Below are 25,375 nucleotides of genomic sequence, written 5' to 3' on the forward strand. Positions count from 1 at the left end.
ATGAGAATAGGTTTGGTCGTTGAAGGCAGCTACCCCTTTGTAAGTGGAGGGGTAGCAAGCTGGGTTCAAATGATTATCCAGCAGTTTAAAGAACATGAATTTACGATTTTTGCGATAGTCCCTCAAGTAAAAACAGAAGATGAATATCAATATGAAATTCCAAGCAACGTAAAAGATATCATTATGATTCCTTTGCAATCAGAAAATGAAGCAAAACATATAAAAACTAATTTAACTGAACAAGAAGTGCAGACACTTCAAAAATGGTTTACATTTCAAGCCAACGATACAACAGCATTACAAATATTAGGTAATAAACAAAAGCTAGGAACACTCCATTCCTTCTTCGAAAGCCGTGAGTTTTATGAGATTGTTAAAGAAAGCTATTTATATGAAGAAAGTAGTGGATCCTTCTTAAATTACTTTTGGATGTGGAGATCTATGTTCACACCAATCATTCAAATTTTACAAATTGATTTTCCTGAATTAGATCTTATTCATTCTGTATCGACAGGATATGGTGGATTACTTGGTGCTGCAATTAGTGCCAAGTCCGATATACCATTTATTCTAACTGAGCACGGTATTTATTCTCGAGAGCGTGAAGAAGAAATACTACAATCTACTTGGATACCAATTGAATACAAAAAAAGATGGGTTTCTTTCTTTCATCACTTGTCTCATCAAGCATACGAACAAGCTGCTGATGTAATTACGTTGTTCGGCCGAAATAGTGCATATCAAAAAGAATTAGGTGCCCCGGCTCATAAACTAAAAATCGTTCCAAATGGCGTTACTTTATCTGACTATAAAGGGTTACGTAAACCAAAATACAATTCGGATAAACTCATCATTTCCGCTATTATACGAGTTGTGCCAATTAAAGATGTAAAAACAATGATTTATGCAGCTAAATTATTATTGGAAAAAGACATTCCATTTATATTTTACTTGCTAGGTCCTGATACGGAAGAAGCAGAATATGCTCAGGAATGTCGTGATTTAATTCAACAATTAGGATTAGAAGAGCATGTAATAATGACCGGCAAAGTAAATATTAAAGATTACTTAAAACAAACAGATCTTCTCGTATTAACAAGTATATCTGAAGGACAACCATTAGCTATGTTAGAAGGAATGGCAGCAGGATTACCATGGGTTGTTACAGATGTCGGCTCTTGTAAGGAATTAATTTACGGACAAGATGGAGATCCTTACGGACAATGTGGATTTGTTGTACCACCTGTATCTCCTGAACAAGTTGCCATTCATTTAGAGTGGTATTATCGTCACCCTGAATCCATTCAACAATTTGGTGATAATGGGCGCAATCGTATTGAAGCGCACTATCAATTATCAGGCGTCGTTGATAGTTATCGTAAGCTTTACTTAGAAAGAGGTAAAAAAACATGGCAGGAATAGGATTTCGTTTACAAAAATTATTCCAAGAAGACTACTATTCTTCAAGAATAAAGGCGTACGGATTTTCATTATTTGTTACAGCTGGTCCGTGGTTAGTCGTTATTTTAGCAGTAACAGCTATTCGATACATTTTAAGTTTGTTCCATTCTATTCCAACCGAAGAACAGCGCCTTTTCACAATTTCAATTTCATACTGCTTTATTTTTTCTCAAATCATATATGGTGCCTTGCAACTCATCGTAACTAGATATGTGGCTGACCTTTTATACGAGCAAAAAGCTGATAAAGTATTTTCTTCCTTTTTAGGAATGACGAAAATCACACTTTTCTTAGCTATTATCTTATGGCTTTTGTTTGCAATTTTTACACCATTAGCCTTGTATTATAAAATCGTGATGCTATTTTTATTTTTAGCTTTAAACATCATTTGGATTCAATCCATTTATTTAACAGCAGCTAAAGATTATCAGTCCATCGCTCTTGCATTTTTAATTGGTTCCATTTTCTCCTTATCTGGAATTGCGCTTATCGCTTACTGGCATCCAACACTTGGAATAGAACATGGATTTTCCCTATTACTTTTAATTTCTTTTACAATCGGGACTTTCATTACATTAGTGTGGTTAAGTATAGTTATTGTACGAATGTTCCCAAATAGTGATGCTACCGAACAATTTACCTTCCTTTCTTACTTAGATAAATATCCGGAACTATTTTGGTCAAGCTTACTTTACAATATTGGCATTTGGGTATGTAACTTTGTTATTTGGTTCGGAGAAGGGCGAGGAAATATTGAAAACACGTTTATTTATCATCAAATGTATGATACCTCTGTTTTCTGGGCTTATTTAAGCATTATCCCAACCTATATTTTCTTCGTAGTATCCATTGAAACAAGGTTTTATGAACGGTATAAGAAGTTCTTCGGTTCAGTTAACAATGGGGCGACATTAAATACAATTTTACAATTAAAAGAATCAATGAACTTTGTCCTAAAGCAAGAAATGGAACGCATACTTCGTAATCAAGGTACTTTTTCTTTACTTATTATTTTTATAATATGGATGTTTAGTTCACAATCTGGGAACGTGACACTTGAATACTCTATTTTGCAACTGACTATAATTGGTGCTTATGCAAACGGGATGGTCCTTGTTATCACGTTACTACTCTTATATTTTGAAGATCGTAAAGGGGCATTTCGAACATCAGCCCTGTTCTTTTTTGCAAACCTATTATTAAGTCTTCTTCTACTTCCATTTGGATTCAATGGTTACGGTATTAGTTTTGCACTCGGATCTTCTATTACATTCTTATATGCTATTTCTAGACTCTTTACTTATATTAAAGATATTGATTACTATACATTTTGTCAGTCAAACGCTCCTATAAAACGACGAACTTTCTTTACTAAATTTGCTAATAAACTTAATGGAAAATAAACAGATAAAAAATGACCTCTTGCTTATGCAAAGGTCATTTTTTTTATCTGTTTATTAAACTTCTAGATAGCCATTTTTATTATTTGATTGCCATCTCCAAGAATCTGCACACATCTCTTCTAATCCGAGTTTTGCTTCCCATCCTAATTCACGCTTCGCTTTCGATGCATCTGCAAAACATACCGCAACATCACCAGGGCGACGATCCGTAATTTTATAAGGAACTTCCTTGCCCGAAACCTTTTCAAATGCTTCAACCATTTCCAACACACTATAACCAGTACCTGTACCGAGATTATATGCATCTATCCCAGTAGTGCCAAGTACCTTTTCAAGCGCCTTTACATGACCATTTGCTAAGTCTACAACATGAATATAATCACGGACACCCGTGCCATCTTTTGTTGGATAGTCATTTCCAAATACACTTAATTCCTTTAGCTTACCTACTGCTACTTGTGTTACATATGGCATTAAGTTATTTGGAATTCCGTTTGGATCTTCTCCAATACGCCCACTTTCATGCGCACCAAATGGGTTGAAATAACGAAGTAATGCGATACTCCATTCTGCATCAGCAAATGCTACATCACGCATAATTTGTTCAATCATTAATTTCGTTTGACCATATGGATTTGTTGCACTTAATGGAAACTTCTCCGTAATTGGTGATGTTTCTGGGATACCATACACTGTTGCAGATGAACTGAAGATCATCTTCTTCACATCATGCTTCTGCATCACTTCACATAGCACTAATGTGCTTGTAATGTTGTTATGATAATACGTTAATGGGATTGCCACTGATTCCCCTACGGCCTTAAAGCCTGCAAAGTGAATAACAGCTTCAATTGTATTTTCTTCAAAAATCGTATCAAGTGCTTCTCGATTTAAAATATCTTCTTTATAAAACTTAAACTGTTTTCCTGTTATCTCTTTCACTCGATTTATAGACTCTACTGAGCTATTCGAAAGATTATCTACTACTATAATTTCGTAACCGTTTTTTAGTAATTCTACGCATGTATGACTACCAATATATCCTGCTCCACCTGTTACAAGTATTGCCATAATTATAGTCCTCCATATTTCATTCATTATAAACTTATCAAAGTATATCACATATTTCTTATCATATGTTTATTATGCGAACACAGAAACTTACATTTTATCCCATACTTATTTTGTACAATATACGATTCCAATTAGGTAATAAAAAAACGCCACATAACAGACATCGCGTGGCGTTTTTTGATCAAATTACGTAACAATATACACTTAGAAAATGTGCAAGACTACCTAACAATACAAAAACATGAAAAATTTCATGGTGTCCCATATATTTAAACTCCAACCATTTTGGCTTCGCACCGTAAATAAACCCACCAATTGTATAAAAAATGCCTCCAAGTACTAAGAAAATAATACCTCCTGTACTTAAATTCTCAGCTAGCGGTGCAAAGAATAGAACAATTAACCAACCCATCAGAAGATAAATTGCTGTCGATAACCATCTTGGACAATTAAACCAAAACATTTTAAAAACAATACCACAAATCGCAGTTGCATAAACTAAACAAAATAATAGTAAACCATTTGCCGAATTTAATGTAATTAAGCAAAAGGGTGCATATGTACCTGCAATTAATATAAAAATCATAGAATGATCTAGCTTCCTAAAGAAATAAATAACACGTTCACTGGCTACAACACTATGATACACAGCTGACGCCATATAAAGGACCATCATCCCGATACCAAATAAAATAACAGCTGTAATTGCAGCAAAAGATGGCATCTTAACAGAAACTTTCACAATCATAGCTAATAATGCAATAAATGATAATACAGCTCCTCCTAAGTGAGTAAATGCATTAACTGGTTCTCTTACATAAGCATTCATATAAACACCCCTCATATAATTACATGTAGTTTTCATAACTACATGTAATTATATACATATTATTCATACGGGTCAACATTTACATTTCATTTGTTTCGTAATACCATATTTAAAGATATACTAAACATTAAGTTCCACTAAGTTATAAAAGTGAGGGATTCTACGTGGAAAATATAAATAAATTACTTGAATCATTACATCTAGAAAAAAACATTAAACTTGAGGATATCCCAAATGTCGACTTATATGTAGACCAAGTTGTCCAACTATTTGAGAATACTTATGCAGATACAACGAGAACTGATGATGAAAAAGTATTAACAAAAACAATGATTAACAATTACGCAAAGGGGAAATTATTCATCCCTATCAAAAATAAAAAATATTCAAAAGAACATATGATTTTAATCAGCTTAATTTATCAATTAAAAGGAGCTCTTTCCATTAATGATATAAAAAGCTCCTTAGAAAATATAAATGCACCGTTAATAAACGATGATACATTCGAATTAAATACTCTATATAAAGATTACCTTTCTCTTACTGACACCAATGTGGGCAGCTTTAAGCAAGACGTGAATAACCGTGTTAAGGAAGTAAACGAGGTTTCTTCCTTAGAAGATCCAAAACTAGAAAAATTTTTATTACTAACATCCTTCGTGACTATGAGTAATATGTATAGACGTTTAGCAGAGAAACTAGTTGATGATCTCAAAGAATCGTAAACAAAAAACTATCCACCTGTTAGAGTGGATAGTTTTTTTGTTTACTTAATTGCTTCATGAACCTTTAATTGTTTCCCTTTAATCGTTGTGTTTTTCATGATTTTTAAAACAAGTGGTCCTTTTCCGTTTAATATTTCAACGTAAGAAACATTGTCTTGTATTGTAATAATTCCTATATCTTCTGCCGTAACACCTTTAATTTTAGCAATTGTACCGACGAAATCTACCGCCCTAATTTTCTTTTTCTTCCCGCCATTAAAGTACAATTTCATAATTCCTTTGTTTAGGTCTGCATTTTTATCTTTCTTTATAATTGGTTTAGCATGTATCTTTTCCTCAAATACTGCTTTCCCTTTCATAACTTCTTCTTTTGAAGGTGCAAGTGCCTTTGGAATTTCAAAGCCAATGTACTCCTCAATCTCTTCTAAAAATCTATTTTCATACGGCGTCATGAATGTAATAGCTTTCCCGTTATTACCAGCTCGTCCCGTTCTTCCCGTACGATGTACATAACTTTCTTTTTCTAATGGAATATCATAGTTAATAACATGTGTAATATTATCAATATCAATTCCTCTAGCCGCTACGTCTGTCGCTACTAAATAACGGAACTTTCCTTTTCTAAAATCGTCCATAACTTCAAAACGATCTTCTTGTACCATACCACCATGTATTTTGTCACAAGGATAGTTAACGCGATCTAACTGTTTAAATACGTGATCTACATTTTCTTGTGTACGGCAAAAAATAATACAACTATCTGGATTCTCAATCGTTGTTACATCTTTAAGAAGTGAAAGCTTCTCCTCTTCTCTCGTCTCAAAAAGTGTATGTTCAATTTTATCTGTTGTAATCCCGGCAGCCTTAATTTCAATATGTGTTGGCGAATCCATATACTTACGAGATAACTTTTCAACATCTTCTGGAAGTGTTGCTGAAAATAGCATTGTCATTCGTTTTTTAGGTAATTCGTCAATAATTGCCTCTACTTGATCGATAAAACCCATATTCAGCATTTCATCTGCTTCATCAATAACTAAATACTTCAAACACTCTAAAGAAAGGGTACCTTTTTCAATATGATCTAACACACGGCCAGGAGTCCCAACTACAATATGTGTTTTTTGCTTTAACTCTAATTTTTGACGTGCAAATGGAGATTTACCATAAACTGCAGCGGCCTTAATTCTTTTGAAGCGACCTATATTCGTAATATCTTCTTTTACTTGCACCGCAAGCTCTCTCGTCGGTGTTAAAACTAAAGCTTGTGGCTTATTCTCTTCCCACTCCACCATTTCACAAAGTGGTATGCCAAATGAAGCGGTTTTTCCACTTCCAGTCTGTGATTTCACGACAAGGTCTTTCTTTTGCAAGGCAACTGGAATAACCTCTCCTTGCACTTCCGTTGGATGTTCATATCCTAAACCAGTAAGTGCTCTTACAATTTCTTTACTTAATGCATAATCGGTAAAGCTTCTTTTACTCATGTAATAACCTCATTTTATTCTGTATTTAATAATTATATTTTTTATCCCCTACATTTAATTATACTAGGATGATATATCAAACTAATATTTGTAGTTCGTTAAAATATCAACTTAACCTAATTATAACTCTTTTTATATTATTTTTTAAAACAACATAATAAAGGGCAGCCTTAATAATAAGTCTGCCCACCTACATAATATTAAAAAATCTCTTTACGGAACTAGTCTTTTTACAACTGGTATTCTTTGCAATACTAAAGTTATTACCATACTAAGAACAAGTGTAATCATTACATTTATGGGTATTGCCAATATTGCATGTACATGTGCATTCACCTTTGGAATGACTATGTATAGATAATTATTTAATAAGAAAAAGTGAAGAATATAAATCCCAAGACTTGCTTGGTTTATGCCACGTAATAAAAATGGCAATTGCTTTTCTGAATTTTGGAAAGCATATTTAAAAAAGACAAATAACCCAATTGCCATAAGTACAACACCTGGCGCAAAATATTCATACCAATATTGATCCAGCTGTCCATTTGCTTTCAATGTATAATGGTATGTCATAAAGAATGTACCAATACATCCTACAACTCCCCCAATATAAGAAATATTCCGCCATTTTTTCGCAATATCATAATTTGATAAGTAATAACCAAGTAGAAAATATCCTACATAATTTGTAACATAAAATAATTCAATATTAAAGTTGATAGGATAATAATAGTTTACTAGTTTAACTATTACAGATGCATATAGCCATAAAATTAAAAAATATTCTATCTCTCTCTTCTTAGCATTTTTCACAAATACTTTCAGTAAAGGTGCGATTAAATATATTCCTACAATCATATATAAGAACCATAGATGTAACCCGATATTATTTGTTAAAAAGTACTTTATCCCTTGCTTTAAAGAAGCCGGAAAATATCCTATGCAAGCCCCATAGATGTAAAATATAGCACTCCAACCTATAAAAGGTATAATCACTTTACTTGCACGTTTCTTTAAAAATTCCCCAATAGAAGTATCTTTTGTTCCCTTTAATAATAGGGCTCCACTAATCATTACAAAAATTGGTACACTAGCACGCGAAAGTGAGTCGTAAAAATTACCAGCCAGCCAACGCGACACGTTATTTGAATCTAACGTAGAAACATAACCAGCAGCAACGTGAATTGTAACGACCGCAATTGTCGCTAATACACGTAGCCAATCCATATACACTAATCGTCCCATAAAATCTCCCCTAAATTAATATATTTAACCATCCGTACCTATACATAATTTTACATTGAATTGTAATATATTGAAACAATTTTCAGCTATATCAACCCACAATATGAGTAAATAAACTTCAATTTTCAAATATAAACATTAAAACCTTTGACTTATTACTAAAAATACTGTAAATTATCATTTGGACGAACGTTTTTAAAGAAACTAAATAAAATATTCGTATTTTAGGGGTGCAAATGATGGAAAATGTATTTGATTATGAAGACATTCAATTAATTCCTGCAAAATGTATTGTAAATAGCCGATCTGAATGTGATACAACTGTCACTTTAGGAAAACATAAATTTAAATTACCTGTCGTACCTGCAAATATGCAAACGATTATTGATGAAAGAATCGCAACTTATTTAGCTGAAAATAATTACTTCTATATCATGCATCGTTTCCAACCAGAAAAACGAATTTCATTCATTAGAGATATGCAATCACGTGGATTAATTGCTTCAATTAGCGTTGGTGTTAAAGAAGACGAGTATGAATTCGTACAACAATTAGCTGCTGAGCAACTTTCACCTGAATACATTACAATCGATATCGCACATGGTCACTCTAATGCTGTGATCCACATGATTCAACATATTAAAAAACATTTACCAGAAAGCTTCGTTATCGCTGGAAACGTTGGAACTCCAGAAGCGGTAAGAGAATTAGAAAACGCTGGTGCTGATGCAACAAAAGTTGGTATTGGACCTGGTAAAGTTTGTATTACTAAAATTAAAACAGGCTTTGGAACTGGTGGTTGGCAGCTAGCTGCACTTCGCTGGTGTGCAAAAGCTGCAAGTAAGCCAATTATCGCTGACGGTGGTATTCGTACACATGGCGACGTAGCTAAATCAATTCGATTTGGAGCAACTATGGTTATGGTCGGTTCTCTATTCGCTGGTCATGAAGAGTCTCCAGGGGAAACAATCGAAAAAGATGGCAAACTTTATAAAGAGTACTTCGGCTCAGCTTCTGAATTCCAAAAAGGTGAGAAGAAAAACGTTGAAGGTAAGAAAATGTTCGTTGAGCATAAAGGTTCTTTAGAAGACACTTTAATCGAAATGGAACAAGATCTTCAATCCTCTATTTCTTACGCTGGTGGAACAAAATTAGACGCAATTCGTACTGTAGATTATGTAGTCGTGAAAAACTCTATTTTCAACGGCGATAAAGTATATTAATTCTTAAATTTAACTCGAAGGACAAGCATTATTTATGCTTGTCCTTCTTTTTGCATGTAAAAAACAGGCGAATATTTTATCTTTACTGAATTTTCTAGTATTATATTTTTAGATACTTAAAATAAGGGGGATATATTAAATGAAACATGTAATTGAGAAACGTCCTATTCGCGAAGAAGTTCCTACTGAACTAAAATGGGATCTTTCAGACTTGTATAAGTCTGATGATGAATGGCACACTGCACTAAATGTATTAGAAAATGATATAAAAAGATTCGATGCATTTAAAGGACAATTACACACTGGCCCCGCTACCTTATTAAATTGCCTACTTTTAGAGGAAAAGCTTTTAATGCAGCTAACAAAACTTAGCACATATGCATATTTAAAAGAATCCGCTGATCGTACAGATCCAGTTATTCAAGCGAACTCTTCCAAAATTTCCACTTTAGGGACGAAAGTACATGCTGCACTATCCTTTATTCATAACGAAATCCTCTCATTTGAAGAAGGAACAATTGAAAAATATTTAACTGCGGAAACAAAACTCGAACCTTTCCGTAAATCGTTACTCGAAATACTTAAAAAGAGGCAGCACACACTCTCTCCTGAAACAGAAGAAGCTCTTGCTGCACTCGGCGAAGTTCATAGTTCCCCCTACAAAATTTACGGCATGACTAAATTAGCCGATATGGATTTCCCTCCTATACAAGATGAACAGGGAAATGATTTGCCTGTATCATTTGCATTATTTGAAAGTAAATATGAATTTTCTCCAAGCGCATATATACGTAGAAAAGCATATTCATCATTTGTTTCCACATTGAAACGATATAAAAATACAGTTGCAACAACATATGCTACTGAAGTAAAAAAACAAGTGGCGCTTTCTCGTTTACGCAAGTACGAGTCCGTTACCCATATGCTTTTAGAACCTCAAAAAGTTCCACTTGAAATGTATAACAATCAACTAGATATTATTTATAACGAATTAGCGCCTCATATGCGCCGTTTTGCAGATTTAAAAAAGAAAGTATTAGAGCTTGACCAAATGCTTTTCTGTGACTTACACGCACCTTTAGATCCTGAATTTAATCCAACAATCACATACGAAGAAGCTGGTAAATTAATTCAAGAATCTTTAAAAGTATTAGGACCTGAATATAGTACTATTATTGAAAAAGGATTTAAAGAGAGATGGGTAGACCTTGCAGATAACGTAGGAAAATCAACAGGTGCCTTCTGCTCTAGTCCATACGGTTCTCACCCATATATTTTAATTACATGGCAGGGTACGATGCGCGGATGTTTCACATTAGCTCATGAATTTGGACATGCTGGTCATTTTTATTTAGCAAATAAAAATCAGCGCATTATGAATGTACGTCCTTCTATGTACTTTGTTGAAGCTCCATCAACGATGAATGAATTACTGTTAGCTCAGCATTTACTTGCGACAACGGAAGATAAGAGAATGCGTAGATGGGTTATTCTGCAACTACTCGGCACGTACTACCATAACTTTGTTACCCATCTACTTGAGGGAGAATATCAAAGAAGAGTATATGCTATAGCAGAGGAAGGACAAGCACTTACAGCCACCACTTTAACTGAACTAAAAACAAATGTCCTTTCTACATTCTGGGGAGATTCAGTAGAAATTGATGAAGGTGCTGGTTTAACATGGATGCGTCAACCTCACTATTATATGGGCTTATATTCTTACACATATTCAGCAGGCCTAACTGCATCTACCGCTGTAGCCCAAATGATTAAGGAAGAGGGACAGCCTGCTGTTGATCGCTGGCTCAACGTACTCCGAGCAGGCGGTACGGTAAAACCACTCGAATTAATGAAACACGCCGGAGTAGATATGTCAAAACCAGATGCAATCCGCAAAGCTGTTTCTTACGTTGGTTCCTTAATTGATGAATTAGAGCGTTCTTATCAAGAATAAAAATAAGCCCTCACTTTGAGGGCTTATTCTATATTTACTTTCCAAATCTTTTGCGGTATCCGCACTTTCTACACAGTTCTTCTACTGCAACCCTTTTTGAAAATCCATCTACAATATTTTGCGCTCTATCGCCTTCAATAATATTAGAGAATGAATCATTATTAATATTTCCAAGGTTAATAATTCCCTCACCATCTAAACAGCAAGGAATAACAGTTCCGTTCGCTAAGATTCCAGCCTGATTTCGAAGACCATGACAGAATCCTTTTCCATCATCCTCTTCTTCATGTAATGCCGGCCACTGGAATTCATAATCTTGATTAATAAATACACGTTCCGCAATTTTTATACCTTTTCCTGGTGTGAGCTTCTCTTCAATTTGATAGGATAGATCAAACTCATTTTCAATTATGGATAATAAATCCCTATTTTTCTGGATTTCAGCATTTGTTTTATTATCCTGAGTTAAATTCCATAATCTTAGTGAAACAATTAAATCCGATTGACTCGTTGCCTCTCTAATGAAAGAAAGTATACTTCTTACATAGCCCTCTTTATCTTGCGAACCTGGGTGTCCATCAAAACTGTGTAGTGAAAAATTCATTTGTCTTAACGCAGGTTTATTTAACAGTCTATGCCTTCTCTTATTAATTAACGTTCCGTTCGTTGTAATATTAACTTTAAACCCTTTTTCATGGCTTAAATCTAACAGTTGATCTATTTTCGGATGGAGCAATGGCTCACCCTTCACGTGCAAATAAATGTAGTCTGTATGAGGTTTAATTTGGTCTAATCTTTTAGCAAAATCCTCCACAGAAATGAATTGCTTCTGCCTTTCCGTCGGCGGACAAAAGCTGCACGCAAGATTACATACACTCGTAATCTCCAAGTAAAACTTTTTAAACTTCTTCACCTTTAATTCCTCACTTCTATGACTACTTATACTTTTTTCCTCTTCATATTACAACACACTTTTTTATAAATAGAAACATACTTATTTTAGGAAATCTATATACCAACTAGTTAATGTGTAAAAGACCATCGGTGATTTTTGTCCAATGGTCTTTCCCACTATTAATTAGCTTTAACCTCTTTTACATACTCCCATGTTTCACCTTGATTTTTAGATTGATAAAGTATACTACTATTACCATTATAGTCTCCATCTGATCCTTGCCCAACTAACATGTTAAAAACCCCATCCTTCTCATAAGGCATATTAGGAAAATCAAAAGGGGTTATTAATTGTCCACTCTCTAGCTTCACTTCATGATTTATATAGCTCACCTTTTTAAAAGTTATACCCCCATCATCTGTACGGTATATCCCTCCTTCAGTGCCAGAGGGTCTAGCTGCCCTTAAAAATCCGAGTTTCTCATTAAAAAAGATGATTCCTGATGCACTACCAACTGCTTCATTGAATGGGTCTTCATTTATAACTGCCCATGTTTCTCCACCATCTATTGTCTTGCTTAGTGAATAAAAGGTACTCCCTAATGCTTTATCTGTAACATGTAGTTTATAACCCACTTCTTTTGAAAAGTAAAATTGCTCATTATCATTAGTTAAATCCTTTTTTTTCTTTTTAAAACTACTTTCCTTACTCCAATTTGGATCACCTAGCAAATTATATCTAGCAGGTACTATCTCTTTCTCTTTTCCAGGGACAAATATAGATACTGTATATCCAATTATTTCGGATTTTGCGTCTTCTAACTTCTCCGATTTCCCATCTTTATTAATATTAATAATTCCTTCTCTATTGTAACCCCAATTCCTTTTCCCGTAATAAACCAGTCCATACTGATTTTCATTCCACTTACTAACAGTTTGTTTAACTGGAATGGCTTGGACTGTTTTAATTAAAGGTTTTACTAATTTATCTTCATTATAATCAGCGTTAACATACCCATTTAGTCCTACAAAAATATCTTTTGATTTATTTTTATTATAAGATATTAAGTAGCTTTCCTCTTTTCCAGCAGTGTTTTTTCCATAAAGAAAGGTATCAAATGATGTAATTGTTCCATCTGAGTTAAATTCTAAAGTAAAATCATCCGACATATATAACTTCTTTGGCAAAGTATATTTCTTACTTATATCTTCCAAAATACCCTCTACACCATACTTATATATATTATCACGCTCAAATTCAACTGATCTTTCGTTTTTTACACTTTCTATAAACCATGCTAGCTTACCACCATAATTCGTTGCACTTTTATAAATTTTTATCCCATAAAAAAACGTTATAAAGATAAGGATGATAACGGAAATGTATTTCCATCCCTTTACATTTAATAATTTGGACGATTCATGTTCCCCATTTTTTATAACTTTAATTGTAGTAACTATAATGATAAGGATTAAAAATACTACACATAGTAACAGAATATAAATATTATTATTCATTCTCCCATACATACATAACAAAGCTAACTCATAACAAAAAATCCAGTACCCAATTATTAATAATGGATTTTTTAGTAATGATATAAGTACTTTTTTCATATTTCCCCTAACTATGTTAAGCCCCCCTAATTACATCTAATACTTCTTTTTTCCTACATTGATTATGCTTTATTTCACCAAATACTTACATCTCCCCCTTTTAATTATGTATCGACTAAATCTAAAATAATGAATTACATATAGAAAAAAGCACTCTATCCTGTAAAGATAAGTGCTAATTTTTTGATCATATTTTTATTACATATACAACCAATTATAATTTATTTTAATAAATAGGGCATTATTAACTTTCAATTATTACCCACTATTTATGATACGGTTCACCGCGATTAATACGAAACGCTCTATACACTTGCTCAAGCAATACTAATCGCATTAATTGATGTGGTAATGTCATCTTTGAGAAAGAAAGAGATTCATTTGAACGCTTCATTACTTCAGAACTAAGCCCCAGTGATCCACCAATTACAAATGTGATTTTGCTCTTTCCATATGTAGCAAGGCGATCTAAGCTTACTGCAAATTCTTCTGATGATTTTTGTTTCCCTTCTATTGCTAACGCAATGACGTGCGTATCATCAGAAATTTTATCCAGTATACGTATGCCCTCTTTTTCTTTTACAATTAACATTTCTGCTGCACTTAAATTTTCTGGTGCCTTTTCATCTGGCAACTCAATTACTTCTACTTTTGCGTAAGAAGATAATCGTTTTAAGTATTCTGCTATACCTTGTTTTAAGTATTTTTCTTTTAATTTTCCGATTGAAATAATCGAGATATTCACATCTATTCCCCACCTTACAAACACGTTATCCACAGGACTTATCCACATATCCACAAATGTTACCCACATATTGTGTGAGAATCTGTGTTCGATACAACATATGTCGCCTCATTTTGACAAAATTCACATGTTTTTTTCTCTTCTTTAGAGTTATCCACATTGTTAATAACCGGTGCAACTTCACACTCATCCACAATGATATCTAATGCTAATTCAACATGTTCTAAACAACAAGGTAAATTCATATTCTTCACCTCACTTTTCTACAATAGAAAACAGGAGGTAGGTCCTCCTGTTTTTAATACTTTTGAATGCCTAATTTCACCGTTGTTGTCGCTCGTTTTGTACCACGATAAAACGTAAGAGTCATTTTATCATTAATTTTTTTATTATATAAGGCCGTGCGGAACCCAATAATATCGTGCACCGCTTTTCCATCTACCGCCACAATAACATCATGTTCTCTAAGACCCGCATCCGTACCTGGCGAAGGACTTTTCACATCTAAAATGCAGACTCCTTCTGTTACGTTACCTGGTAATTGTAACGTTTTTGACCAATAGTAACTCGGAATCTCATTTAATGATCTTAGTTCAATCCCAACGTAAGGTCTTCTTACTTTACCGTACTTTTCTAGTTCATTCATAATAGGCACAGCTCTCGTAACTGGAATAGCTAGTCCAATTCCTTCTACTTCTTTTGCTGCAATTTTCATTGAGTTAATACCTATTAATTGTCCCGCTACATTTACAAGCGCTCCACCACTATTACCTGGATTAATTGCCGCGTCTGTTTGCAATACTTCTACTTGCCAATCGTAATGTCCATCTTGATCTAAATCTACAGGAACAATACGCTCATTAGCCGAAATAATACCTTGTGTGACAGTTCCGGAAAATTGTAACCCAAGTGGATTTCCAATCGCAATAACTGGTTCTCCTCTACGAACGGTATTAGAGTCGCCAATTTCAATCACTTTCTTCACATGCTTCGCATCTATTTCTAGTACCGCTAAGTCCGTGACTACATCGGTTCCTAATACTTTACCTGGAATTTTCTTACCGTCACTTAAGCTCACTTCAATACGATTCGCCCCAGCAACAACGTGGTTATTCGTTACAATATACGCATGTCCATCTGTTCTCTTATAAATCACACCAGAGCCTGTACCAGCCTCCGAATCAGCCTCTGAAAAATCGTCTCGTTGAATATTAATAACACCAACAACAGCCTCTGAAGCACGATCAACAGCGTCTACAAAGCTAATCTGTTTAACAGGAACATTTCCACTTTGAGCTTCAGCCATATTTTTTTCACTTGCTTCAGCTTGCGGAAGCTTACCTGCATGATTTGAAAATAAAGGAGCTCCAAATGCAAATAATGAAGCCCCTACAATTGTCCCCGCTATGCTAGAAATGACAATACCTTTATGTTTCTTTTTCCCTGCGCGTTTAATACGATATTTTTCTTCATCAATAAAGGACATATTTGTTCACCTATCTTCCTGAAAACAACTATATTCACCTTTATTGTTTACTAAAATGAAGAATTATACGTATTGAATTTTCGTAGGCATTTTTTGATCCGTATCATGTATTTCAAAGGATTCTCCAACCCCAAAACCTTTTTCCTCTAATACTTGTGATACAGACATACGCGCTAATTCTTTCATGTTATTATCTAAGCTTAAATGCGCTAAATAAATGTGTTTTGTCTCGTCTGTAATAACATCAGCCATCGCTAATGCAGCGTCCTCATTACAAACGTGGCCAACGTCGCTTAAAATACGTCGCTTAATGCTCCATGGATAGCGTCCCATACGAAGCATTTCCACATCATGATTGCTTTCAAATACGAAAGCATTCGCTCCCTTAATGACACCTTTCATACGGTCACTTACGTAGCCCGTATCTGTAATAAGAGCTAACTTTCTATTATTGTTATGAAAAGCATAAAACATCGGTTCCGCTGCATCATGAGAAACACCAAATGATTCAACTTCAATATCCCCAAATGTTTTCACGTCCCCTACTGAGAAAATGAATTTTTGATCAGTTGGGATATTACCTATTAAATGTTCCATTGCATTCCATGTTTTCTCGTTCGCATAAATAGGTAAATCATATTTACGTGCCAATACACCTAATCCTTTAATATGGTCACTATGCTCATGTGTTACAAGAATACCTGATACGTCATTTATATTCAGTTCAGCTTGTTTAAATAAAGCCTCTGTCGCTTTACCACTTAAACCTGCATCGACGAGCAGTTTTTTTTCATCTGTTCCTACATATAGCATATTCCCTGTACTTCCACTCGCAAGTACACTAAAGTGCATACTCATTCTTTCTCACTCCATTATGTTCTTCCGGCACTTGAGTTTCCCCTAATTCCATAACTTGTCCTTCAATTGCATTCACAAAAAAATCCTTTTTCTGCTCTGTCTTTAAGTTCCATGTTGGAGCAAGCACTTGTATATTAGAAGAAGACTCCGCGAGAGTTGCATATCCAATCTGCGCCTCTTTCACGTGCGTATTTTCTGCAATTTTATTTTTCAAATATATATTTTCTAAAGCTGTTTGAGCAGTAATAATTTCTTGTTCTTTCGTCTTTTCGCTTTCGCCCATTTCCTTCAAATCCGTTAACATTGTTTGTGTATACGAAATAAGCTCATTTTTTTCATTTAAATCTACAACAATCATCGCACGATTATTGTAGAAGATTGGTTTATCTTTATACTTTTGAAAGAAGTAAATTTTTGAGTCCTTTATTGCTCCAAACTCATATTTTTGTCCATCCAGCACATAATTTTTCAAAAAATCATTATACTTATCTTTTGACGATGATTTTGTATTTAAAAAAGGCTCTTTTAATTTACTCTCTATTTGATATTCGTCTTGCACATGCGCCGTCTGATTTTTTAAAGATTGTACATCTTCTTCTTTGAAAACCTTATTTTTCGCCATTATAAATGACTCTTTTTTCGGTTCTTTAGGAAAATTCCCCATAGTAATTTTTTCAGCTTTTAATTGTTGATCGATTTTCGTTTCCGTCACAAGTTCTAATTGATTACTATCTTGCTTTTGAATGAACTGAAAGATAAGAAAGAGGTCTAAAACAAAAAAGGTCACAATAAATATTGTTTTAATTCGATCCCAATCCATTTAGTCCCCCCTCACTCCACTCATATATTTGTTGCTTACCATCTTCTTCACATTTTACATACCATATCGGCTGTAAGACAGCGATTCTCACATCACTAATGGAAGGTTCCAATGACATTTTATAACCAATACCAACATCCTGAATTGATTTTTTATCAATTTCTGGATTATTCTCTAGTGATGTCATCACTGTATGACCTGATGCAAGAGAAGTTGTTTGTTGTTTACTAGGCAAAGTAATACTGAACTCAAAAAAGGGTCTTTCATACTGCATAATTTCACCTGAACCCCATACTTGTTTTAATTCCGCTATTCCATTTGCATTAAATACAGGCAAACCATCCTCATACAAACGGAATGAAGTTTTTCTCCCATTAATATAATCAAAACGATAGGACTTCAAGGATCCACTATGCCCACTTACAAAGTCAAAACTTTTTTGTAAAATTACCGCATTATCCGTAGATTTATCACCATGTACAGCGGAATTTTTATATTTCAACATTGCATCCAACTTATCAATTTCCATAGAACGGATGCCATCCGTAAATGTTTCCTTTTCTTTCTCAGAAATAGGACTTAAATAACGTGGATCACTAAATAAAGCATTTTTGAATGGATCCACTTCTAGTTTAGCTGTAATATACTCTACCTTACTTAATTCCGTAATCCCATCTGGTAAAAAAAGTTTTTTTGTATCATTTATTTGATATTCAAAATATGGTCTTGCTACTGTTATAAGTTGATTTTGAGCATTTATAATATCCTTTATATAAGCACCACTCAATGTTGCTTGATATATTTTATGAGGAGTATCACAGGAAACAAAGCTAACTTTAATTTCTTGGTCCTTACTTCTAGAAGGATCAATTATAATACGATTAAAACTTCTGTTACTTTCTATGTTTTTATCTTTAATATTAAACATATCTTTAATCGTATCTAACGGGATATTTGTAGGAAAAACAAATTCAATTTTTTCTTCTCCGTGTACATAAGACAGAAAATCACCTTTAGGGACTGTCCCCGTTATTTCCCTAAAATCATGTAATTCTCCGTTTTCAAGAATTTTATAGATTGAATCCACATTTGCCTTCTTTTCGCTTACATAATGATTTTTCTCTTTATGAATAACGACAGAGGATGGGCGAACAACCTCCGAAATCTTTACCTGATTTATATCTTCGTTACCTTGAACGAACTTGGTATTTTGCATAGAAGTGGAATCAGGAACATATGTCCATAAGTTAAAAGTAAGAAATAGACTAATGACAACCAAATTAATTAGAACTATCGTTTTAAAGTTTTCCATACTCATTCCCAATCGTCCTCTTCATCTGTCGCCATTGGCAATGTGAAATAAATAGTTGTCCCTTTTCCTTCCTCACTTTTCGCCCAAATCGAGCCGCCATGTGCCTCAATCATTTCTTTCGCAATAGCTAACCCAAGACCTGTACCACCCATTTGTCTCGAACGCGCTTTATCTACACGATAAAAACGTTCAAATATTTTATCTACATTTTCTTTCGGAATTCCCATTCCTTGATCACTCACACTAATCTCTAGTAACTCCCCGCGGTCACGTAGGCGATATGTTACTGTACCACCTTCTGGCGAATATTTTAGTGCATTGGAAATAATGTTATATAAAACTTGTGTAATTTTGTCTGTATCCATATCAATAAATCGAGATTTTTTAGAGAAAGATCGTTTGAAGCTTACATTTTGCTCTTTAGACATTTCAAAGCGATCGATAACGTTATTAAAGAAGTCAGTAAAGTCGACCCATTCCTTCATTAAGCGATGTTCTGTACTATCTAGTTTAGATAGTTGTAACAATGCATTTACAAGCCTGATCATTCTTTCTGTTTCCTCTTGTGTAACCGTTAAAAATTGCGGTGCAATATTTGGATCTTGCCATGCTCCATCAGTAAGTGCTTCTAAGTAACTACGCATCGTTGTTAACGGCGTTCTTAACTCATGAGATACGTTCGCAACAAACTCACGGCGCTCTTGTTCTATCCGCTCCTGCTCTGTTACATCATATAATACAGCAATTAAACCATTTGCCTTCCCTGTTTCTTTTTGAATAACAGAGAAACTAGCACGTAAAATATATGGTTCATTTCTCGTACTAAAATCTAATAAAACTGAATCAGGTTCTTCATATAAATGATCAAGTGTAAATTCTTCTTGTATTCCTAACACTTCTAACACTGATTGATCTAGCGCCGTTTCACGCGAAACATTTAACATCTTTTCCGCAGGATCATTTAATAAAATGATATCCCCTTTTCGATCAGTAGCAATTACTCCATCTGTCATATGTGATAAAACGGATGATAATTTTCGTCTTTCACTTTCTGTGGAGGAACGAGCTTGTTGTAATTTTTTAGATAAATTGTTAAAAGATAATGCTAATTGTCCAATCTCATCGTGACTATGCACCTTTACTTTTCGCGAATAATTCCCTTTCGCCATTTCAATTGCTTGTCTTCGCATATCTGAAATTGGTCTCGTAATTGTTTGAGCCAATAAAATTCCAAGTACAGCTGTTACTAATAAAGCAATTACTGTCCCCGTTGCAAAAATTTGGTTGATGTCCTTCATTTGTTTATACACATCTTCCATAGATGCAACGATATGAATGACGCCAAGTACATCTCCGCCCGGCTCTTTTAGAATAGGGGTAATCATAACTTGAACTCGATGACCTGTATGTCCATCTTTTTCAATCTTTGACTCTGGTTTCTTTTGTACCATTACCCGTTGTACAGCCGTATCTGCTGACGTTCGTCCTACCTTATTTTGCTTAGACGCGTCTGAAATTGCCATTAATTTTTTAGTAGAATCAATTACACTTACTTCTTGAATATCTCTCTTACGATCTGATGCAAATTTTTGAATCGAATCATTAATAGCTTTATCTACTGATTCTGTTTTAGGACGTTCTTTTACAAACTCTTGCTTCAAGTTATAAGAAAGTAAGTTTGTTTGCTGCGTTAAGGAATCTTGAAAGCCTTTTACAAGGCTTTTTTCTAATTCCCTGACGAAATATACACCAATTACTTGCATTGCTATTAATATTAACAGCATATATATGAGCACAAATTTTAAATGAATAGATTGAAAAAAACCAACTTTCTTCATATACTATTCCTGTTCTGGGTCACGCAAGTAATACCCTACTCCACGTCTAGTTACAATTAAAGTAGGATGACTTGGATTATCTTCAATTTTTTCGCGTAAACGACGTACTGTTACGTCTACTGTACGTACATCTCCAAAATAATCATAACCCCAAACTGTTTGTAATAAATGTTCACGAGTCATAACTTGACCTAAATGCTTCGCTAAATAATGTAGTAATTCAAATTCACGATGTGTAAGCTCAATGCTTTCTTCACGCTTCGTTACACTATAAGCGTTCGAATTAATAACGATTGGTCCAATAACCATTTCAGTATTTTCTTCTTTCTCTGCAGAACCACCCTGCTGATGGCGACGTAAATTCGCTTTCACACGAGCAAGCAACTCCCTCGTACTAAATGGCTTCGTTACATAATCATCTGCCCCAAGCTCAAGCCCTAATACTTTATCAATTTCAGAGTCTTTTGCTGTAAGCATAATAATTGGCATTTCTGAGCTTTTACGTATTTCACGACATACCTCTAAACCGTCTTTTCCCGGTAACATAATATCTAATAAAACCATATCTGGCTGTTCTTCATTTGCTTTTTCAATCGCCTCATCACCATCATGCGCCATTACAATTTCAAAACCTTCTTTTTCTAGGTTGAACTTCAAAATATCCGCAATCGGCTTTTCATCATCAACTACTAAAATTTTCTTTCCCATCATCGTCTATTTCCTCCTTATAAAAATATGATCAATAATCCTCAAACATATTGGTGTTTCTATAGTATGTTCCTATATGACAACAATCTTAGTCTAAGTATTTCTCCTCTATTCTCATAGACTCATGTATCATCCACTTTTACACGGAATCCTATACGATCTATAGAAAAACCTCTAGCTTCAACTGCTAGAGGCTCCTCATTCTATTGTAAAATAACTACCCACTTTTGTAAAACTGGACAAAATAAAAAGGATATTAAGTGGGCCCACTTAATATCCTGAGAGTGGCTCGGGACGGAATCGAACCGCCGACACGAGGATTTTCAGTCCTCTGCTCTACCGACTGAGCTACCGAGCCAAAACTATATATAAAACCACTAATGGTGGTATAAACAAAAGTGGCGGTCCCGACCGGGGTCGAACCGGCGATCTCCTGCGTGACAGGCAGGCATGTTAACCACTACACCACGGGACCAAAAATGAACATAAAAAAACATGACCCGTACGGGATTCGAACCCGTGTTACCGCCGTGAAAGGGCGGTGTCTTAACCACTTGACCAACGGGCCACGAAAAATAAAATGGTGAGCCATGAAGGATTCGAACCTTCGACCCTCTGATTAAAAGTCAGATGCTCTACCAACTGAGCTAATGGCTCATACTCACCAACGTCATATTTTCGTGACGACAAGACATATCATAACATGTTATCTTTTATTTTTGCAATACCTTTTTTTATTTTTTTATAAAAGATAAGAAAAAACTCATGAAAACATGAGTTTTTTCTTAAAAAAATCAATTTTTTATATCAATTAAGCTTCGTATACATTACGAACGATATTTGTTTGATTACGATCTGGTCCAACTGAGAACATAGATAATTGGATTCCTGTTAATTCAGAAACACGTTCTACGTATTTTCGTGCATTTTCAGGAAGCTCGTCTAATGATTTTACACCAGTAATATCTTCTTCCCAACCTGGAAGCTCTTCGTATACAGGCTCACATTTCGCTAAAATGTTTAAGTTAGCTGGAACTTCATCGATAACTTCTCCGTTGTATTTGTAAGCAACACAAATTTTAAGAGTTGGGATACCTGTTAATACATCGATAGAGTTTAATGATAAGTCTGTTAAACCACTAACACGACGTGCATGTCTTACAACAACGCTATCAAACCAACCTACGCGGCGCGGACGACCAGTTGTTGTTCCGTATTCACGACCAACTTCACGAATTTGATGACCGATTTCATCATTAAGTTCCGTAGGGAATGGACCATCACCAACACGGCTTGTATATGCTTTACATACACCTACAACGCGAGTAACTTTCGCAGGACCAACTCCAGTTCCAACTGTTACACCACCAGCAATTGGGTTAGAAGATGTAACGAATGGATACGTACCGTGGTCGATATCAAGCATAACACCTTGTGCACCTTCAAATAATACACGATGATTGTTATCTAGTGCATCATTTAATACGACAGATGTATCGCATACGTAATGTGCGATTTGTTGTCCGTATTCGAAGTACTCTTCAAAGATTTCTTCTACGCTGAAACCTTCTGTATCGTACATTTTTTCAAACAAACGATTTTTTTCCACTAAATTGCGCTCAAGCTTCTCTTTAAATGCTTCACGGTCTAAAAGATCAGCCATACGGATACCGATACGAGCAGCTTTATCCATATATGCAGGACCGATACCTTTTTTCGTTGTACCGATCTTGTTATCACCTTTACTCGCTTCTTCTAACTCATCTTGTTTTAAGTGATAAGGTAAAATAACGTGCGCACGGTTACTTACACGTAAATTATCAGTACTTACACCACGATCATGTAAGTATTTTAACTCTTCAAGTAATGCTTTCGGATCTACTACTAAGCCGTTTCCGATTACACAAATTTTCTCTTTATAGAAAATACCAGATGGAATTAAGTGTAATTTATATTTAACTCCGCCGAAAACAATTGTATGTCCCGCGTTATTTCCACCTTGATATCTTGCAACTACTTCCGCATGCTCAGAAAGAAAATCAGTGATTTTACCTTTTCCTTCGTCGCCCCATTGTGTTCCTACAACTACTACTGAAGACATTATTAAAGCACCTCCGCAATTTTCAAACGATCTATTCAAACAATATAATTGTACCAAAACAGAAAGAGAAGTCAACCAAAAAGCGAACATTTTTTTATCGAAAAACGTTTTCGTTCGTAAGAATTACATATTCACCTTATGAAAGCCCTATCTTTCATATAAAAAAAAAGAAACACATCTTATTATAAGAAATGTGTTTCTTTTTTATACTGCCTTTATGCGTGCGGTGCATGTCCATCCTCAAAGCGGCGTTCTAAGTTGACGAATTTATTAAATTCCTTAACAAACGCAAGCTCTACTGAACCTACTGGACCATTACGTTGTTTTGCAATGATAATTTCAATTGTATTTTTATTTTCTGTTTCACGATCATAGTAATCTTCACGATATAGGAAGGCTACAATGTCAGCATCCTGCTCGATACTTCCTGATTCACGAATGTCAGACATCATCGGACGTTTATCTTGACGAGATTCTACACCACGAGATAACTGCGACAAGGCGATAACAGGTACTTGCAATTCACGTGCAATCCCTTTTAATGTACGAGAAATCTCAGATACTTCCTGCTGACGGTTTTCTCCTGATTTCCCACTTCCTTGAATAAGCTGTAAATAGTCAATCAAAACCATCCCAAGACCTTGTTCTTGCTTTAATCTACGACATTTTGCTCGAATCTCATTTACTTTAATCCCTGGTGTATCATCAATATATATACCAGCATTCGAAAGGCTACCCATCGCCATTGTTAATTTCGCCCAATCATCAGAAGTTAATGAACCGGTACGAAGTCTTTGCGCATCAATATTTCCTTCTGCACAAAGCATACGCATAACAAGCTGATCAGAGCCCATCTCCAAACTAAAAATCGCTACATTTTCATCCGTTTTCGTCGCTACGTTCTGTGCGATATTTAATGAAAATGCAGTTTTCCCCACCGACGGACGAGCTGCTACAATGATTAAATCATTTCGCTGAAAACCCGCGGTCATCTTATCTAATTCAGTAAATCCAGTTGGTATCCCGGTAACTTCACCTTTTTGATTATGCAAAAGTTCAATTTTATCATAAGCATCTACAAGAACATCTTTAATGTTTTGGAATGCTTTTGCATTTGTTTGATGTGATACTTCTAATATTTTTTTCTCAGCCTCATTTAAAAGGCCATCCACATCATCTTCTCGCTCGTATCCATCCGATACAATATGAGTTGCCGTTCGAATTAAGCGACGTAAAAGTGCCTTTTCAGCGATGATGCGTGCATAATATTCTACGTTAGCAGCTGTTGGAACAACTTCTGCTAATTCTGCTAGATAGGAAACCCCACCAACTTCTTCTAGTAACCCTTGATCAGCCATCGCTGATGTCATTATTACTAAGTCGATTGGTTCTCCCTTATCAGACAACCCAAGCATGACTTCAAAAATCTTTTGATGTTTCGTTCGATAGAACGAGTCAGGTAGTAACAGCTCTGATGCTGACGTTAATGCATCTTGATCAATCAATATAGCCCCTAAAACCGCCTGCTCTGCTTCTATATTATGCGGAGGGGTACGATCAGCCAGTACATCACTCATGCGCAATCCTCCTTG

21 protein-coding genes and 4 tRNA genes are annotated in these 25,375 nt (G+C 34.9%); 5 read left to right on the forward strand and 20 right to left on the reverse strand.

Features of this window, described 5'->3' with window-relative positions:
- Together pelF and pelG are read left to right on the forward strand one after the other, a co-directional pair.
- Window positions 1-1,422 (forward strand): GT4 family glycosyltransferase PelF, encoded by a 1,422-nt coding sequence (pelF, locus tag EXW56_RS26030; protein WP_002113198.1) that lies wholly within the window; start codon window positions 1-3, stop codon window positions 1,420-1,422.
- The gene (gene pelG, locus EXW56_RS26035; RefSeq protein WP_215597117.1) at window positions 1,410-2,864 is read left to right on the forward strand and encodes an exopolysaccharide Pel transporter PelG; all 1,455 of its coding nucleotides are present in this window, start codon (window positions 1,410-1,412) and stop codon (window positions 2,862-2,864) included. Before pelF ends, pelG begins: the two co-directional genes overlap by 13 nt.
- Before the next feature lie 54 nt (window positions 2,865-2,918).
- Here the strand turns inward: pelG and galE are convergent, their stop codons facing one another.
- Both galE and trhA read right to left on the reverse strand, forming a co-directional pair.
- Window positions 2,919-3,935 carry a UDP-glucose 4-epimerase GalE gene (gene galE, locus EXW56_RS26040; RefSeq protein ID WP_002198694.1) on the reverse strand — a complete coding sequence of 339 codons (1,017 nt, stop codon included), beginning with the start codon at window positions 3,933-3,935 and terminating at the stop codon, window positions 2,919-2,921.
- 184 nt (window positions 3,936-4,119) lie between these two features.
- Complete coding sequence (gene trhA / locus EXW56_RS26045) at window positions 4,120-4,767, reverse strand: PAQR family membrane homeostasis protein TrhA (protein WP_000995373.1); 648 nt, start codon at window positions 4,765-4,767, stop codon at window positions 4,120-4,122.
- A gap of 164 nt (window positions 4,768-4,931) precedes the next feature.
- Here trhA and EXW56_RS26050 point away from each other — a divergent pair, with 164 nt between their 5' ends.
- Window positions 4,932-5,492, forward strand: coding sequence for a DUF1836 domain-containing protein (locus tag EXW56_RS26050; RefSeq protein ID WP_002198693.1), 561 nt, complete (start codon window positions 4,932-4,934; stop codon window positions 5,490-5,492).
- Between the two features lie 41 nt (window positions 5,493-5,533).
- On the opposite strand, the gene EXW56_RS26055 is transcribed toward EXW56_RS26050, so the two are convergent.
- Both EXW56_RS26055 and EXW56_RS26060 read right to left on the reverse strand, forming a co-directional pair.
- On the reverse strand, window positions 5,534-6,979 hold the full coding sequence (locus EXW56_RS26055; RefSeq protein ID WP_002198692.1) for a DEAD/DEAH box helicase: 1,446 nt from the start codon (window positions 6,977-6,979) through the stop codon (window positions 5,534-5,536).
- 213 nt (window positions 6,980-7,192) lie between these two features.
- Entirely contained in the window at window positions 7,193-8,224 is a 1,032-nt protein-coding gene (locus EXW56_RS26060; RefSeq protein WP_002198691.1) for an acyltransferase, read from the reverse strand.
- A gap of 239 nt (window positions 8,225-8,463) precedes the next feature.
- Between EXW56_RS26060 and guaC the strand changes: the two genes are divergently transcribed.
- Window positions 8,464-9,447 carry a GMP reductase gene (gene guaC, locus EXW56_RS26065; protein WP_098988833.1) on the forward strand — a complete coding sequence of 328 codons (984 nt, stop codon included), beginning with the start codon at window positions 8,464-8,466 and terminating at the stop codon, window positions 9,445-9,447.
- 139 nt (window positions 9,448-9,586) lie between these two features.
- Window positions 9,587-11,404: an oligoendopeptidase F gene (gene pepF, locus EXW56_RS26070; protein ID WP_002198689.1), complete on the forward strand. Its 1,818-nt coding sequence runs from the start codon at window positions 9,587-9,589 to the stop codon at window positions 11,402-11,404.
- 34 nt (window positions 11,405-11,438) lie between these two features.
- On the opposite strand, the gene EXW56_RS26075 is transcribed toward pepF, so the two are convergent.
- From EXW56_RS26075 to dnaB, 16 genes are all read right to left on the reverse strand, one after another.
- Complete coding sequence (locus EXW56_RS26075; protein WP_098988835.1) at window positions 11,439-12,317, reverse strand: radical SAM/SPASM domain-containing protein; 879 nt, start codon at window positions 12,315-12,317, stop codon at window positions 11,439-11,441.
- A 161-nt stretch (window positions 12,318-12,478) separates the two neighbouring features.
- Window positions 12,479-13,915 carry a WD40/YVTN/BNR-like repeat-containing protein gene (locus EXW56_RS26080; RefSeq protein ID WP_002198687.1) on the reverse strand — a complete coding sequence of 479 codons (1,437 nt, stop codon included), beginning with the start codon at window positions 13,913-13,915 and terminating at the stop codon, window positions 12,479-12,481.
- A 265-nt stretch (window positions 13,916-14,180) separates the two neighbouring features.
- A complete protein-coding gene (gene rlmH / locus EXW56_RS26085; RefSeq protein WP_002113213.1) occupies window positions 14,181-14,660 on the reverse strand; it encodes a 23S rRNA (pseudouridine(1915)-N(3))-methyltransferase RlmH in 480 nt (159 codons plus the stop codon).
- Window positions 14,661-14,719: 59 nt separating this feature from the next.
- Complete coding sequence (locus tag EXW56_RS26090; protein ID WP_002035001.1) at window positions 14,720-14,905, reverse strand: CxxH/CxxC protein; 186 nt, start codon at window positions 14,903-14,905, stop codon at window positions 14,720-14,722.
- Window positions 14,906-14,958: 53 nt separating this feature from the next.
- Entirely contained in the window at window positions 14,959-16,146 is a 1,188-nt protein-coding gene (locus tag EXW56_RS26095) for a S1C family serine protease (protein WP_002113216.1), read from the reverse strand.
- 63 nt (window positions 16,147-16,209) lie between these two features.
- Entirely contained in the window at window positions 16,210-17,004 is a 795-nt protein-coding gene (locus EXW56_RS26100) for an MBL fold metallo-hydrolase (protein WP_002113217.1), read from the reverse strand.
- Window positions 16,988-17,824: a two-component system regulatory protein YycI gene (locus EXW56_RS26105; RefSeq protein WP_002113218.1), complete on the reverse strand. Its 837-nt coding sequence runs from the start codon at window positions 17,822-17,824 to the stop codon at window positions 16,988-16,990. Before EXW56_RS26105 ends, EXW56_RS26100 begins: the two co-directional genes overlap by 17 nt.
- Window positions 17,805-19,142, reverse strand: a complete 1,338-nt coding sequence (locus tag EXW56_RS26110) for a YycH family regulatory protein (RefSeq protein ID WP_002198686.1) — start codon at window positions 19,140-19,142, stop codon at window positions 17,805-17,807. The genes EXW56_RS26105 and EXW56_RS26110 overlap by 20 nt, the downstream gene beginning before the upstream one ends.
- Window positions 19,139-20,974, reverse strand: coding sequence for a cell wall metabolism sensor histidine kinase WalK (gene walK / locus EXW56_RS26115; protein ID WP_002113220.1), 1,836 nt, complete (start codon window positions 20,972-20,974; stop codon window positions 19,139-19,141). The genes EXW56_RS26110 and walK overlap by 4 nt, the downstream gene beginning before the upstream one ends.
- A 3-nt stretch (window positions 20,975-20,977) precedes the next feature.
- The gene (gene walR / locus EXW56_RS26120) at window positions 20,978-21,685 is read right to left on the reverse strand and encodes a cell wall metabolism DNA-binding response regulator WalR (protein ID WP_002198685.1); all 708 of its coding nucleotides are present in this window, start codon (window positions 21,683-21,685) and stop codon (window positions 20,978-20,980) included.
- 282 nt (window positions 21,686-21,967) lie between these two features.
- Window positions 21,968-22,040, reverse strand: a tRNA-Phe gene (locus tag EXW56_RS26125).
- Between the two features lie 41 nt (window positions 22,041-22,081).
- A tRNA-Asp gene (locus EXW56_RS26130) sits at window positions 22,082-22,157 on the reverse strand.
- 21 nt (window positions 22,158-22,178) lie between these two features.
- Window positions 22,179-22,250, reverse strand: a tRNA-Glu gene (locus EXW56_RS26135).
- 13 nt (window positions 22,251-22,263) lie between these two features.
- Window positions 22,264-22,339, reverse strand: a tRNA-Lys gene (locus EXW56_RS26140).
- 154 nt (window positions 22,340-22,493) lie between these two features.
- Window positions 22,494-23,783, reverse strand: coding sequence for an adenylosuccinate synthase (locus EXW56_RS26145; RefSeq protein ID WP_002113221.1), 1,290 nt, complete (start codon window positions 23,781-23,783; stop codon window positions 22,494-22,496).
- A 215-nt stretch (window positions 23,784-23,998) separates the two neighbouring features.
- Window positions 23,999-25,360, reverse strand: coding sequence for a replicative DNA helicase (gene dnaB / locus EXW56_RS26150; protein WP_002113222.1), 1,362 nt, complete (start codon window positions 25,358-25,360; stop codon window positions 23,999-24,001).
- Window positions 25,361-25,375: the final 15 nt, after the last annotated feature.

Source organism: Bacillus mycoides, assembly GCF_018742245.1.
Taxonomy (GTDB): domain Bacteria; phylum Bacillota; class Bacilli; order Bacillales; family Bacillaceae_G; genus Bacillus_A; species Bacillus_A cereus_U.

Bases quoted from the DNA above. Each gene is read 5' to 3' on its own strand.
- pelF (WP_002113198.1), top strand. From the start codon at position 1: ATGAGAATAGGTTTGGTCGTTGAAGGCAGCTACCCCTTTGTAAGTGGA.
- pelG (WP_215597117.1), top strand. From the start codon at position 1,410: ATGGCAGGAATAGGATTTCGTTTACAAAAATTATTCCAAGAAGACTAC.
- galE (WP_002198694.1), bottom strand. From the start codon at position 3,935: ATGGCAATACTTGTAACAGGTGGAGCAGGATATATTGGTAGTCATACA.
- trhA (WP_000995373.1), bottom strand. From the start codon at position 4,767: ATGAATGCTTATGTAAGAGAACCAGTTAATGCATTTACTCACTTAGGA.
- EXW56_RS26055 (WP_002198692.1), bottom strand. From the start codon at position 6,979: ATGAGTAAAAGAAGCTTTACCGATTATGCATTAAGTAAAGAAATTGTA.
- EXW56_RS26060 (WP_002198691.1), bottom strand. From the start codon at position 8,224: ATGGGACGATTAGTGTATATGGATTGGCTACGTGTATTAGCGACAATT.
- guaC (WP_098988833.1), top strand. From the start codon at position 8,464: ATGGAAAATGTATTTGATTATGAAGACATTCAATTAATTCCTGCAAAA.
- pepF (WP_002198689.1), top strand. From the start codon at position 9,587: ATGAAACATGTAATTGAGAAACGTCCTATTCGCGAAGAAGTTCCTACT.
- EXW56_RS26080 (WP_002198687.1), bottom strand. From the start codon at position 13,915: ATGAAAAAAGTACTTATATCATTACTAAAAAATCCATTATTAATAATT.
- EXW56_RS26090 (WP_002035001.1), bottom strand. From the start codon at position 14,905: ATGAATTTACCTTGTTGTTTAGAACATGTTGAATTAGCATTAGATATC.
- EXW56_RS26095 (WP_002113216.1), bottom strand. From the start codon at position 16,146: ATGTCCTTTATTGATGAAGAAAAATATCGTATTAAACGCGCAGGGAAA.
- EXW56_RS26100 (WP_002113217.1), bottom strand. From the start codon at position 17,004: ATGAGTATGCACTTTAGTGTACTTGCGAGTGGAAGTACAGGGAATATG.
- EXW56_RS26105 (WP_002113218.1), bottom strand. From the start codon at position 17,824: ATGGATTGGGATCGAATTAAAACAATATTTATTGTGACCTTTTTTGTT.
- EXW56_RS26110 (WP_002198686.1), bottom strand. From the start codon at position 19,142: ATGAGTATGGAAAACTTTAAAACGATAGTTCTAATTAATTTGGTTGTC.
- walK (WP_002113220.1), bottom strand. From the start codon at position 20,974: ATGAAGAAAGTTGGTTTTTTTCAATCTATTCATTTAAAATTTGTGCTC.
- walR (WP_002198685.1), bottom strand. From the start codon at position 21,685: ATGATGGGAAAGAAAATTTTAGTAGTTGATGATGAAAAGCCGATTGCG.
- EXW56_RS26145 (WP_002113221.1), bottom strand. From the start codon at position 23,783: ATGTCTTCAGTAGTAGTTGTAGGAACACAATGGGGCGACGAAGGAAAA.
- dnaB (WP_002113222.1), bottom strand. From the start codon at position 25,360: ATGAGTGATGTACTGGCTGATCGTACCCCTCCGCATAATATAGAAGCA.